Consider the following 13,174-nt stretch of genomic DNA (forward strand, 5'->3'; position numbering starts at 1 on the left):
ACTTAAAACTAAGATATTGCTAGAAAAATAAAAAAGAAAAGACGTCACAATATCCCCATTAAATCTAACTTCAATTAAGTTAATCTAATTTATCCAAATAAATTTAACCCCTTAATGATATATAATCTCTTATAAAATTAATCATTTCTCTCTCAGCTCTTGTAGCCGAATTAGAGCAATATTTATCTGAATATAGGTCACTAAAACCATGCTTACCTTGGAATTGCTGAATTATAACATTTCTTTTATCCTTTAGTATCTCAATTAAATCTACTGGATTAAATGAAACTTCACTTTCTGGAAAGAATAAAAGGGTTGGACACTTAGGTATGACCTCTGTATAATCTCTAATCCTTGAACCATAATAGCCTATTATCATATCACAGAGACCTTCCTCATCACTACATAACCAAGCTATCGTTGCCCCTATACTAAATCCAAGCACTATAATAAACTCATACTCATCTCTAATTTGATATAATAATTCTTTAACCTTCTCTACTCCCACTGCAAAACCGATATTCTCTTTAAAATTCTGATAAGCCTCTGCTTCATCACAATAGCTATAAGAACCATCTCTCTCTAATAGATTTGGACAGATAACGTCAACTTGATACTCAGATAATCTCTTAGCGATATCCTCCATATGTTGATTGATACCATAAATCTCATGAAGCAGGACAACACAGGTCTCTGATTGATTATAATAGCTTAACATCCAATCTCTCCTTAGCTTTAATAAGTACTAGTTTATACTTGATATTTCATTATTTGAATACAGTTCTGTTGAATCTTTTCTAAATAACCCTTTAAATTCTCTTTCTCTTCTTCTGTAAAATCCTTTAAGATTAAATTCTCTGTCTTTTCATGAATAGGCCACAGCTTTGCCAGTAACTCTTCTCCTTCTTTAGTTATTTCCAACTCTTCATACTCTTTTTTAATTAAACCTTGCTCATATAAAGGACTAATAAACTCTGCCAATCTATCACCAGAATATCCAAATTGCTCTTCAATCTGCTCTTTATTCATCTGTGACTCCCTTTTTAGTACCATCAAGAATATAACCTGATCTCCACTAAATTCACTTATCTCTTTTAGCTTAATATCAAATGCGCTTCTAAGCAATTGTGAGGTGACATTTACCTCTCTTCCCAAACTAGATATAATCTTTTCTGCTAACATTGTTAAAGCCTCCTTTAATCTCAATTCATAAATACTGATCCCTGTAGCAACACCTACATTAAGGGATTCAACCCCTGTATACATTGGGATCTGAACAATATGATCAGCCTCCTTTAAAACCTCATCAGAAACACCTGAAGTTTCATTCCCTACCACTAAGGCTATTGGTTTCTTATCCAAAGCAACTGTTGATTGTAAAGACTTACCATAGGGACTAGTTGCGATTATCTGATAACCCTTCTTTTTAAGATAAGAGACTGCTTGCTTAGGTGTATTATACCTTCTAAAGTTTACCTTAAAGGATGTTCCACGAGAAGCATCGATAGTTTTAGGAATATAAGGATCAAAATCTTCATTAGTCGTTATAAAATCATTAATCCCATAAGCTTTACCAGTCCTAATGATAGTTCCTATATTCCCATGGTCCTTAACATCATCCAATAATAGAACAAATTCTTCACTTAAATCTCTATTAGCAATACCTTCAGCTACTCCCACAGCTGAAATTAGATAATTAGTTTCAGTAATCTTCTTTAAAATTCCATCAGAACTTTGATAGATTGGAGCTGAAAAGCATTTATAATCTTCTGCACTTTCATCTTCACTAATGAAGATACTCCTTATTTTCAAACCAGCATCTTTAGCCCATTGCAGCTGCTCTAATCCATGCAACTGTATCTTATTTTTTAAAATTCTATTCTTACTTCTAGCTAATTCTCGGGCTTCTTGAACTACAGGATTCTTTAATTTTCTAATTTTTTCTACCATATTTCTTACCTCCACAAACTTTGAAATTCGTTATTTATCTACTATAGATATGTGATTTAATGGGGATACAACCTCACCCCTAGCCCCTCTCCTTAACTAATGAGAAGGGGGATACTTTTTATTTCTGTTCCTTCTCCTCAGAGGAGGAGAGACCGTTCCTGTACGACGGGTTGATAAACCCAGAGGGGCTAGGGTAAGGTGTGAAGTCTGAAAAAGTGTCGCAATATCTATCTATAACGTCATATTTAAATTTGATTCTAAAATTGCAAACCTATTTAAAAAGATATTTAACTATAAGTATTTAGACTCAATTATCTCTACTGCATCCAACACATATTTAAGGCACTTTTCTTTAAATCCTTCTTGCTCAACTACCTCTTTCATCGCCTCTTCATCATTGAAGTTAACACCTAGCAATTCTAAACAATTGATTGTACCGTTTACTTCTTCAAAATCAGCTGCAAATTTTTGTATTAATCCATAAGTTTTTGCCTTAGATTCAGTATCATCTTCTTGATACCTGCCATTTAGGTACCCTAGCACCATAAAGGCGCCTGTGACAGCACCACAAGTATTTTGCATCCTGCCCATTCCGCCACCAAAACCACTAGATATTTTTAACAAATCTTCCTCTTTTAATCCTAAATCCTGAAAAAAAGCTACTAATACCGACTGTGAACAATTAAAACCCTTTAAAAACTTATCTTTAGCAATCCCTTTTCTATCTCTCATATATACCACTTCTCCTCTTATTCTCTCTTCAAGTTAATATTATCTAGCTTTATAATTTTAAACTACTTTATAAAATCAATCTCATTGATATTTATTTTGGATATATTACATAATTAACCATAAAATTTAATCCACCTTCAATAAATTAGCAAATGTTGTACCTTTTAACTCTACAAATAAAAAATTATACTTAATGCTTCTCAATTAAATACTTACTTTCGTAATTCTCTATTTTTAGGATTATATAATAATTATTAAACCTATCTTAGTCTAATACATCTATCAATACTTCAACAACTTTAGGGTCAAACTTAACTCCAGCCTCTTTCTTTAATTCAGTGATAGCATCTTCTTTACTAAGACTATCTCTATTAATTAGCATATCGTAAAAAGCAATAGTATGAATAATTTTAGAACTTGCAGGTATCTCTTCTTTACTCTTCCCACTAGGGTATCCACTACCATCCCAACTTTCATGGTGGTATAGGATTAATTCAGAGATAGAGTTTAAGCATTTAAAATTTTTAGCTATATTGTATCCAGCCTCTGTATGATTTTTTAGTAATTTTATCTCTTCAATAGTCAATTTATCCCCTTTATTTAATATCTCTAAAGGAATTGTTAATTTTCCTATATCATGAAACTCAGCCAATAAAACTAACTTATAAAGTGAATGTTGGTTTAAATTTAGCTTATTACCTACCTTAATAGCCAACTCTCTTAATCGCGATACATGATAAATTGATTCATAGCCATCATTGAACAGTCTATCTATCATAGAGGTAAGTAAAGGATTTAGAAAATTATCCTTATTTCTCTCTTTATCAATATACATTCTACCTTCAGCCTCTTTAAATATCTCTTCTATTTCATCTTCTAAATTTACTTTAGTTGCACTACCTACTGCTATATTAAGAGGAATCGGCTCTAAGCCAATTTTTGTACAATTTTCTTTAATTCGTTCGATAAATTTCTCAGCAGTCTCAACATCTGTTTTTGGCAGAAGAATACAGAATTCATCTCCTCCTAACCTAGCCACTATGTCATCTTTACGTGTAGATTGCTTTAGTACGTTAGCGATCTCCTGTAATAATCTATCTCCCTCTTTGTGTCCAAAAACATCATTGGTCAATTTTAGACCATTGACATCTCCAATAATTATACTTAAAGGTAAATAATTCAAATTATCTAATTGAAGCAATTTCTGCTCATAATAAGCCCGATTATAGACCCCTGTTAATTCATCATGGGAGCTAATATACCTTATCTCTTGCTCAATCTCTTTTTGTTCAGTAATATCATAAGCAGAACAGACTACATACTCTACCTCTCCATCACTATTTAATTTAGGTGTTTTGGTAATCAATAATAACCTATACTCACCTTCACTATTCTTAATCCACTCTTCTTTACTTATCTCTTTCTTCTCCACAAAAACCTTTCGATTATATTCTATACACATTTCTGCAGTCTCTTGGTCAAAGATAGAGTAAAGGTTAGCATTATTTATCTCATCTTTTCTCTTTCCCAAAAAATCAGCATGAGCCTTATTGACAGCACCATAGGTCTTCTCATCTATTAAATACCAAACATGTATTTTAATATTTTCAAGTAAGATATGCTGCTCTAGAGTCTTCTTCTTTAAAGCCAACTCCATTTCTTTTCCTTTATTAAAATCAAAATTTAAACCATTTAGTATATTATTAAATAAATTATTATATCTCATCTTAGCTTCTTCTAACTCTCTATTTCTAGCCCTTAATTTTAATATGAATAATAATAATGATACAATTAACAGAGTAACTAAGCTGATAATTATATTTAATAATAGTGAATTTTCTTTATAAGAATTATATAAAGTAGCCATTCTTAGTGAGAAAAAACCAGATGTATTATTAACTTCTTTAGGTGTGGGTCTAATAAAAAAAGACCACTTATTAGAATTAGTGGTTCTTCTACCAAAAGAAATATCTCTACGTTGTTCTAAAAAAACAATCTTATCTATCATAGTCTCTTTATCATTTTCTGTAATTATTATGGCTTCTCCAGATTTAGATAGAGAAAAATTCAAATGCAGGGGACCCTTTTCAGGCATGCTATCAGCCCATAAAAGTAGAAAATCCTTTGGTGGAATAGTAGTTTCGTCTGGATTTTTATGAGAAATTTGATATTTTAGTGGATTATCTAATTTATCAGATATATACATTCCTCCTAAATCAACATAACTACTACTATTATTAAAGATTTCTATCCAATCACTAGATTCTCCACTTTCATCCAAAATAGTTTCCCCATTTGAAGCTAAAAATTCATTAATTATCAAACCTGACTTTAAATCTTGAGCTATTACCAAAGTACTTACCTCTAATATTATAAGACTTAGTATTATTAATCTAATTTTAACCTTTGTTAACTCAACAGTCTTCATCACTTCTCTCCTTCCACAAAAATATATTATGGAAAAATTACTGAAAGTATCGTACAATCGGTTATTATCTAAGAAAGATGTCGAAAAACAATACGATAAATATTTAAATAGCACTAAGTCATTAGTGTACAGTAACAAAAATCATTTACTCTTTATCTGTCATTTCTGGTTATCTTAATACCATAATAATCTATATACTATCTATATTAAAATTGAACTAGCACAACAAATTATATCTTAGATTTCTCTCAAAAATAACATATTTAAAATTTATTAATAATAGTATATTACCAATAATAGTACTAGTTTATTAGCCTGTCAATATTAATAAAATTTCATTACTTTTATCTTTTTTCATCATCCTCTTTTTACTATTCAAATTATAAAAATTGATTCACACTAAAAGAATTAACCTATTTAACAATTATAACTAAAATTAATAATTTATTGATCAATAAATTATTAATTTTTTATCCTTCTTAATATATTTAGATTCTAGTATAAAGATTCCCCCTTTAAAACTATGATAAAATAATAAAGTAGCAAATTATCATCTAGTATGAGTACTCTAAGCATATATTGTAACCTAATTAAATCTATAAACATACTATCATAAAGGTTAAGAAGTTAAGTCCAATTTATATTATTTAATCTAGATAATTTTAAAATCTCTGCTATAATTTAGAGTAGCAATCTAATTTGGCTAATATAAACCTTGCATAAACTCTCTAAACCTTCTCATATACTCTTTCTAATTATAATATCATCTTACTTCTCTAGCTGCTGGATTAATAAAAGAACAAGGTAAGTTAACAGAACACTTACCACAGACATCTGTCAAGTCTAAATCAGTATGTAACCTATTATTCTCTAGCAATATTTCATAACATTTATGCCTATCAAAAGAATCAATTTTTAACGCACCATTAACACAGTTCTGTACACACCTTTTACAAAGTCCTTTGCTCTTATAAAGGCAATATTCCTGATCACTTCTTCTTGTAGCCTCTATCTTTAAGTCAGTTATTATACTGCCAACTCTACCACAACATCCTCTATCTGTAATTAACATATTATTTAAGCCAAACTTACCTAAGCCTGCAATATAAGCCACATGCCTATGAGACCAATTACTCATTAAACTCTCCTCATCAAAATTATGGGTTGCAGGTATAATCTTTGATTGATAATTTAAACTTGCAAGATTCTGATTAATATAATCATTCAGATTAGATATAAGTTCATTTGTCTCTATATAAGCTATAGCCCATTCTCTTGAACTATAATTTCCTTCTATATTTGAATTTACAACCGATTGACTAAAAGGGATAAAGTAGGAAATTATCGTTTGAGCGCCCTCCAAAAAATCTTGAGGTATAGAATGGGTTGGACTTACAACCTCTTTAAGCTCCATAAACATCTTATCATCTGCATCAGCAAACTGAACTATTGGTTCCTCCCAGCCAGTCTTTACTTCTTTTTTAGTTGAATATTCTTGGATATATTCCTTAATTAAAGTTCTTATCTTCTCCTTCAATTTAAATCCCTCCGCTAAATAATAAAATTTTATTCTGATAGAACAAGTAATACTTGCCACACTTCTAAAATTGAGAATGGAGAATTGAGAATTGAAAATTAATGTTTGAGCGAAGCAAAAATTGAATTAAAACTTAGAGGCAATTAAAATCTTAACTAGAAAATCTAATATTAATAATAATTAAAGACTTTAATTGCTGAGAGAGTGGGCTCTGCTACGGAGAGTCTTGATCGGGTTCTCACCACGAAGGGTTTGCTTTTTAAATCCGTAGGTTAGACTCGTAGGGATATTTTTTTCTAGACCGGATTGGTTTTGCACGAAAGGAAATTGTATTGTATTCCCTGTAGGATCACGAAGGGTTTTTGTATTGGGCTGTACTTGCCACGCAGGGGTTGCTTTATAACCCCGAAGGTAAAACCCATAGGTTTGGTTACTTTTAGGGTGCCCTGAAAGAAGTACCCTTGGGATAAAAGCTGATAAACTTTCCCGAAAAATGTTGTAATAATTTTGCTCACTTTTAAAGTGAAAAGTGTCGCAACATACCCATAATCAGATACTATATAAATTCAACCACCAAAACTTAAAATCACCCAAATGTCTATTCTATAAACTAGATAGTAGTGATTATTATTATAACAGATTTTAATATATTATCTGAAATTCTTTTATGCTAATGCAAACTCAACAGCCTTTTTAGCATGTAACATCATGGTATTAAATATAGGAATAATACTATCTTCTTCTTTTATTAATAATGGAATCTCTGTACAGCCTAAAATTACTCCCTCTGCACCATTATTTTTAAGGTTAGTTATTATCTCTTTAAACTTATCTCTAGATTCATTTTTTATAAATCCAGATACTAACTCTTTAAAGATTACATTATGAATAATCTCTCTTTCTTCTTCAGCAGGTATAATCACATCTATTCCATACTTCTCTTTTAACCTCTTCTTATAGAAATCTTGCTCCATGGTAAACTTAGTCCCTAAAAGACCAACTCTATTCATCTGCTTAGCTTTAATCTCATCTGCAGTAGCATCTGCAATGTGTAATAAGGGAATTTTAATATTCTCCTGAACATCTTTAGCCATTTTATGCATTGTGTTGGTACATATTAGTACCAAGTCAGCCCCTACTTTCTCTAATTTTTGTGCAATTTCAACCATCTTATTAGTTAGTACTTCCCATTCTCCCTGATGCTGCAACTTATCAATTTCAGCAAAATCTACTGAATACATAATACTTTTACACGAATGGGGTTCTCCCAATCTCTCTTTAACAATTTTGTTTATAATCCGATAATATTCAAGTGAAGACTCCCAACTCATTCCACCAATCAACCCTATCGTCTTCATTAGCTTCCCCTCCGCTTTTTAATATATTAAAATATATTTTATATCATCCTAGTAGACAAATCAAATATCTATTTTAGAATGAATAAATTGGATTGCCTTCTCCACACCATTCTCTAAACGGACTTGACTTCCGATATAATCAGCTTTCTCAATTAATTCTTGATTATTAATAACCTCTTCTATTGCTCTGCTTAATCTATCAACAGATAGATCTCTCTCAAATAATGGTTCAGCAGCCACCCCAATTGAATGCATTAATCTTGCCCAATATGGCTGATCACCAGAGAAAGGGCAGATCACCATTGGTTTTCCTGCTCTTAAAGTAGCTGCTGTTGTTCCTGCTCCTCCATGATGAATTACAGCAGAACATTTAGGAAATAACCAGTTATGGGGATATAATCGAGTACAAATATATCTGAAGAAAGATTTTTAAACTTCAATCCACTCCAGCCTGTCAATATAATAGCACGTTCTTTTGTCTTCTTTAAAGCCTCTAACAGAATTTCTTTAAATTTTTTAGGCTCTTTTAAAGTTAAGCTACTAAAACTGATACAAAGGGGGGGCTGCCCCTCCTTTAGAAATTCCAACAATTCCTTTGGCGCTTCCCATTTATTCCCCTCTTCTAAAAACCAATATCCAGAGATACAGACATTACAACTATCCCAATCAGCAGGTGGTCTTATAACTTTTGGGCTACAACAATAGATAATAGGTATTGGTTTCCCATTTAAAATCACATCATTGCGGAAAATTGATTTCCTTGGAAGATTTAGTTCTTCTTTTCGCCATTGATTTACAATCCCATGGAAGGGTATAGTAGTGAACCTGTTGATGGCATAAGTAAATTTATTCAACAAACCTAAATTAAGGGGGATTTCAAAGGGGAATATAGGATTAGAGAATTCAGCTGTCGGGGTTAACGCTGGAATAGGAAAAGCAATCATCGCAGGAATCTCTAACTTCTCTACAATATCATAAGCCCCAAAAGCCTTCGGATGATATATGATCAATTCAGCATCTTTACTTGCACTCCATAAATCTTTTAAACTCTGCTTAATTAAAGGAAAGACGAGACTTTTCATATTTCTGATAATCTCAATTGGATTTCCACTCAACATCTTCTTGCCTTCTTCTGATTGTATAAGCTCTTGATAATCTACTCGAATAGGATAGAAAGGAATTTTATATTTTCTTACTAAATTTTCAAAATTCTTTGCTGTACAAAGTGTTACATCATGCCCCTTATCCTGCAGCCCAATAGCTAAGGGAATATAAGGTTGTACATCTCCTCTAGTTCCCAGTGTGAGAATTTTTATCTTCATATTACTACCTTCCCTTTATCTTGATTATAGATTTTTTAATTTCAACAGACTATAGAATCATTCCTTATATATAATGTAACAAATTAAAGATGATAATTCATATTTAAATTCCTTATTCAACCTCTTCATTTAAAAGAACCATATGAATATGATCCTCCCACTTCCCATTTATCGTTAAATATTTTTTGGCTAGCCCTTCATTATAAAATCCTAATTTTTGAACAACTCTTAAGGAAGGATTGTTCTTTGGCATAATATTTGCTTCTATCCTATGCAACTTAAACTCTTCAAATAAAAAGTTAATCGCTTCTTCTAATGCCTCTGTCATATATCCATTATTTACTTCTTCCTTATCTAAATGATAGCCTAAATAACAAGATTGAAAACACCCTCTTACTATATTATCCAGCTCATCACTATCTGTTAGAAATAGAGCTACCCTCTTGCTTTTCTAAAATTAGTTTACTCTCTAATTTTTGACCACATATCACTCGTAAAATCACCTTTTGCCACACTTGATACTTCACCAGTCATATAAACACCTCCATCTTCCTTAATCTCTACTTCTATTTCTCCACCAGGCATATGAACTGTTATATCTTTATCAACTAAACCTAATTTATAAGCAGCATTTGCAGCAGCACAACTACTACTTCCTGATGCCATTGTATAACCTGCACCTCTCTCATATATCTCTACCTGTATATTATTCCTATCAATAACCTTTAAAAGTTGCATATTTATTCTATTAGGAAAGACATCATGGTTTTCTACATAAGGACCTAAATCTAATGCTAATTCTTTTGTAACCTCCTCCATTGGAATAACACAATGAGGATTTCCTATTGAAAGGCAGGTTACTTCAAAATCTTCTCCATTTATCTCTAAATTTTCATTAACTACATCACGAATTTCTCCTTTTACAGGAATTAAATCACTTTGAAATGTTACTGTACCCATATCGACTTTTATTAAATTTGCAGTATCATCTAATACTTCAACTAAGACTTCTCCTCCTAATGTTTGAAGCTTAAATTCTTTAGTTTCTACATAATTTTGATCTACTAAGTACTTAGAAAATATTCTAATTCCATTTCCACTTTTCTCCGCTTCACTCCCATCTGGATTTAAAATCTTTAATTTAATCTTATCATCCTCAAATATTGGTCCAAATAAAATCCCATCAGAACCTATCCCAAAATTTCTGTGGCAAATAAGTTTTATCGCCTCTTCATTTAAATCAATTTCAATTTTATTTGGATCGATAACTATATAATCATTTCCTAAAGCATGATACTTATAAAAATCATCAATCATAATATCTATCTCCTTTATATTATTTTTATTTATCACTTATAAAATAAAAGGTATACATTTATTTATATATAACAAATATTCACAATATATGTTTATAATGCTGAATATAATAACTAGAAAACCAATTTATTGATTTTCTATATTAAAATTTCATTTATACCATTATAATAATATATTTACGCTATATATTCAAATATGAATATTAAATATAATTCAAAAATATATCTTACAATAAAAGAACCGCTACTCAAAAAGAAGCGGTCTAAATTTAGTCAATATTAATTTTATTTACTCTTGCGTTTTTTTCTCTTGCTCTTCTTCCTTCTACCACAACTAGATGCAGGACAAGATTTCCTCTTCATCTACATACCTCCTTAAATTTAATAGCTGGAACTGATTTCTATATATTATATGTCCCATAGTTAAATCGTGACCAAATAATAAAGCACCCCTAAAAATAAGGATGCTTTATTATTTGAGGTCCAAGTCTAAAGTAAAGTCTGTGGTATTTTTATGTTTTTGATTTTAACCTGTTAATCATCGCTCATTACTCTTACTACGGGTTCTTTGAATTCTTTGTGATGGAAAAATACCAAACGAATTTTTCCTATCCACTGTTATCTAACTTAACTTGAATTTAAATTTCAATCTAAAGTTGGGTGAATATATTTACTTATATCAGTAGTTATCTAGAATCTACCTATTATTTCTTTCTGTCATCTCTTTTAAAGCTAACATTCTATCTTCAGTCAACATCTCTGGACGATACTTCCAATCCCAGTTACCTCCTAATACTCCAGGAGTATTAAAACGGGCTTCACTGCCTAATTCTAATACATCCTGTAAAGTTACTAAAGAGATTACCGCTCTAGATGACCAAGCTAATTCTATTAAATCCCATACGATAGAGTCATGTCTGTAGTCAAGATGCTTATCTAAGTAATCCTCTAACATCTTTCTATCAGCTTTACTAGCATCCTCTTTATACCAGCCTAAAGTAGTATTATTATCATGGGTTCCTGTATAAACTACACAATTATCAGTTGTATATTGATCTGGAGTGATATTATTACCTTCTTCAGCATCAAAAGCAAATTGTAAAATCTCCATACCTGGAAAATCAAAAGTATCCTTTAATTCCTTTACATCTTTGGTTATCAAACCCAAATCTTCAACAATAATTGGTAATTCACCAAGTTCATCTTTGATAGTCTTAAATAACTCTATACCTGGTGCCTTCTCCCATTCACCATTAATAGCCGTCTTTTCACCATAAGGAACAGCCCAATAAGCTGCAAAGCCTCTAAAGTGATCTATTCTAACAATATCAGCCACCTCTAGTAATGCTTCAATTCTCTTAACCCACCATTGATAGTTACTCTCTCTTAACTTATCCCAATTATATAGTGGATTACCCCATAACTGTCCAGTCTCACTAAAGTAATCTGGTGGTACTCCTGCTACTTTAGTTGGCTTCATATCTTCATCAAAATAGAAGACTTCTGGATTAGCCCAAGCATCTGCACTATCCATTGCTACAAAGATAGGTATATCTCCAACTATTTGGATGTTCTTATTATTAGCATATTCTCTAACATCTGTCCATTGCTTAAAGAATAGATACTGAATAAAAGATCTAAATTCTATCTCTTCAGCCAACTCCTTTTTATATTTAGCTACTGCTGCTTCTTCTCTTAGTTTAATATCCTCATCCCATTCATTCCATGGTCTCTCATTAAAAGTTGATTTGACAGCTCTAAATAGTGCATAATCATCTAACCATTCTGCATTCTGCTCACAGAAAGCTCTAAAGTCATCTTTATCTCCTATAGAGCTAAATTTACCAAAAGCCTTCTTAAATAAAGGCATTTTAAAGTCAATTACCTTCCCATATTCTACTATATCCTTATCAAATTCGATATCTACTTCCAAATCTTCTTCATTTAATAATCCATCTTCAACTAATCTTTCTAAACTAATTAGCATAGGATTTCCTGCAAAAGCAGAGAAGCATTGATAAGGAGAGTCACCATACCCTGTGGGTCCTAAAGGACAAATCTGCCATAACTTCTGTCCAGCTCCAGCCAAAAAATCTATAAATTGATAGGCTTCATCACCTAAAGAACCTATACCATATCTACCTGCTAACGAGGTAGGGTGTAAGAAAACTCCACTCATTCTTTCAAATTTCATCATTAATTCCCTCCTTGACCTTATAATTATATCTTACTGAAGGTATTGTTAATATTTACCGGATAAATTTAATTAAACTACCACAATCTCCTTCAATTCTTTAGTAGCTACCCCCTGGTAAAATGGGATTAACAAAGATTCTATACCCGACTCAAAGCCTACTTGAGCATTTAACTTTGGTCAAATTTGTACATGACGGTGGCAACTACCCTTATTATTTAGAACTAAAGGTGCTTTAGGTAAAATTATATTATAGATAGATTATTAATCCCTATTTCAAACCTCCTAACCATNATTTAACTTTGGTCAAATTTGTACATGACGGTGGCAACTACCC

Annotated in this window: 10 protein-coding genes and 1 pseudogene; all 11 read right to left on the reverse strand. The window is 31.5% G+C overall.

What is annotated here, in order from left to right:
- Positions 1-103: 103 nt before the first annotated feature.
- The 11 genes and pseudogenes from U472_RS11870 to malQ all read right to left on the reverse strand — a co-directional run bounded on the left by U472_RS11870 (position 104) and on the right by malQ (position 12,837).
- Complete coding sequence (locus U472_RS11870; RefSeq protein ID WP_068718728.1) at positions 104-718, reverse strand: dienelactone hydrolase family protein; 615 nt, start codon at positions 716-718, stop codon at positions 104-106.
- 32 nt (positions 719-750) lie between these two features.
- Positions 751-1,950 (reverse strand): TrmH family RNA methyltransferase, encoded by a 1,200-nt coding sequence (locus U472_RS11875; protein WP_068718730.1) that lies wholly within the window; start codon positions 1,948-1,950, stop codon positions 751-753.
- A 291-nt stretch (positions 1,951-2,241) separates the two neighbouring features.
- Positions 2,242-2,682 (reverse strand): C-GCAxxG-C-C family protein, encoded by a 441-nt coding sequence (locus tag U472_RS11880; protein WP_068718732.1) that lies wholly within the window; start codon positions 2,680-2,682, stop codon positions 2,242-2,244.
- Between the two features lie 265 nt (positions 2,683-2,947).
- On the reverse strand, positions 2,948-5,110 hold the full coding sequence (locus U472_RS11885; RefSeq protein ID WP_068718734.1) for a diguanylate cyclase: 2,163 nt from the start codon (positions 5,108-5,110) through the stop codon (positions 2,948-2,950).
- 763 nt (positions 5,111-5,873) lie between these two features.
- Entirely contained in the window at positions 5,874-6,647 is a 774-nt protein-coding gene (locus U472_RS11890) for an epoxyqueuosine reductase (RefSeq protein WP_068718736.1), read from the reverse strand.
- A 665-nt stretch (positions 6,648-7,312) separates the two neighbouring features.
- A complete protein-coding gene (locus U472_RS11895; protein ID WP_068718739.1) occupies positions 7,313-8,005 on the reverse strand; it encodes an aspartate/glutamate racemase family protein in 693 nt (230 codons plus the stop codon).
- Positions 8,006-8,065: 60 nt separating this feature from the next.
- Positions 8,066-8,416 carry a nucleotide disphospho-sugar-binding domain-containing protein gene (locus U472_RS16350; RefSeq protein ID WP_083189896.1) on the reverse strand — a complete coding sequence of 117 codons (351 nt, stop codon included), beginning with the start codon at positions 8,414-8,416 and terminating at the stop codon, positions 8,066-8,068.
- On the reverse strand, positions 8,362-9,327 hold the full coding sequence (locus U472_RS11900; RefSeq protein ID WP_083189897.1) for a glycosyltransferase: 966 nt from the start codon (positions 9,325-9,327) through the stop codon (positions 8,362-8,364). The genes U472_RS16350 and U472_RS11900 overlap by 55 nt, the downstream gene beginning before the upstream one ends.
- Before the next feature lie 112 nt (positions 9,328-9,439).
- Positions 9,440-9,730 (reverse strand): annotated as a pseudogene (locus tag U472_RS11905) (GNAT family N-acetyltransferase); the annotation flags it as partial.
- A 59-nt stretch (positions 9,731-9,789) separates the two neighbouring features.
- Positions 9,790-10,644, reverse strand: coding sequence for a diaminopimelate epimerase (dapF, locus tag U472_RS11910; protein WP_068718741.1), 855 nt, complete (start codon positions 10,642-10,644; stop codon positions 9,790-9,792).
- 696 nt (positions 10,645-11,340) lie between these two features.
- Positions 11,341-12,837, reverse strand: coding sequence for a 4-alpha-glucanotransferase (gene malQ / locus U472_RS11915; RefSeq protein WP_068718923.1), 1,497 nt, complete (start codon positions 12,835-12,837; stop codon positions 11,341-11,343).
- Positions 12,838-13,174: the final 337 nt, after the last annotated feature.

The sequence above is a fragment of the Orenia metallireducens genome (assembly GCF_001693735.1).
Lineage (GTDB): Bacteria > Bacillota > Halanaerobiia > Halobacteroidales > Halobacteroidaceae > Orenia > Orenia metallireducens.

Excerpts from the sequence above, each read along its gene's own strand:
- malQ (WP_068718923.1), bottom strand. The coding sequence starts at position 12,837 with ATGAAATTTGAAAGAATGAGTGGAGTTTTCTTACACCCTACCTCGTTA.
- U472_RS11895 (WP_068718739.1), bottom strand. The coding sequence starts at position 8,005 with ATGAAGACGATAGGGTTGATTGGTGGAATGAGTTGGGAGTCTTCACTT.
- U472_RS11870 (WP_068718728.1), bottom strand. The coding sequence starts at position 718 with ATGTTAAGCTATTATAATCAATCAGAGACCTGTGTTGTCCTGCTTCAT.
- U472_RS11885 (WP_068718734.1), bottom strand. The coding sequence starts at position 5,110 with ATGAAGACTGTTGAGTTAACAAAGGTTAAAATTAGATTAATAATACTA.
- U472_RS11900 (WP_083189897.1), bottom strand. The coding sequence starts at position 9,327 with ATGAAGATAAAAATTCTCACACTGGGAACTAGAGGAGATGTACAACCT.
- dapF (WP_068718741.1), bottom strand. The coding sequence starts at position 10,644 with ATGATTGATGATTTTTATAAGTATCATGCTTTAGGAAATGATTATATA.
- U472_RS11875 (WP_068718730.1), bottom strand. The coding sequence starts at position 1,950 with ATGGTAGAAAAAATTAGAAAATTAAAGAATCCTGTAGTTCAAGAAGCC.
- U472_RS11880 (WP_068718732.1), bottom strand. The coding sequence starts at position 2,682 with ATGAGAGATAGAAAAGGGATTGCTAAAGATAAGTTTTTAAAGGGTTTT.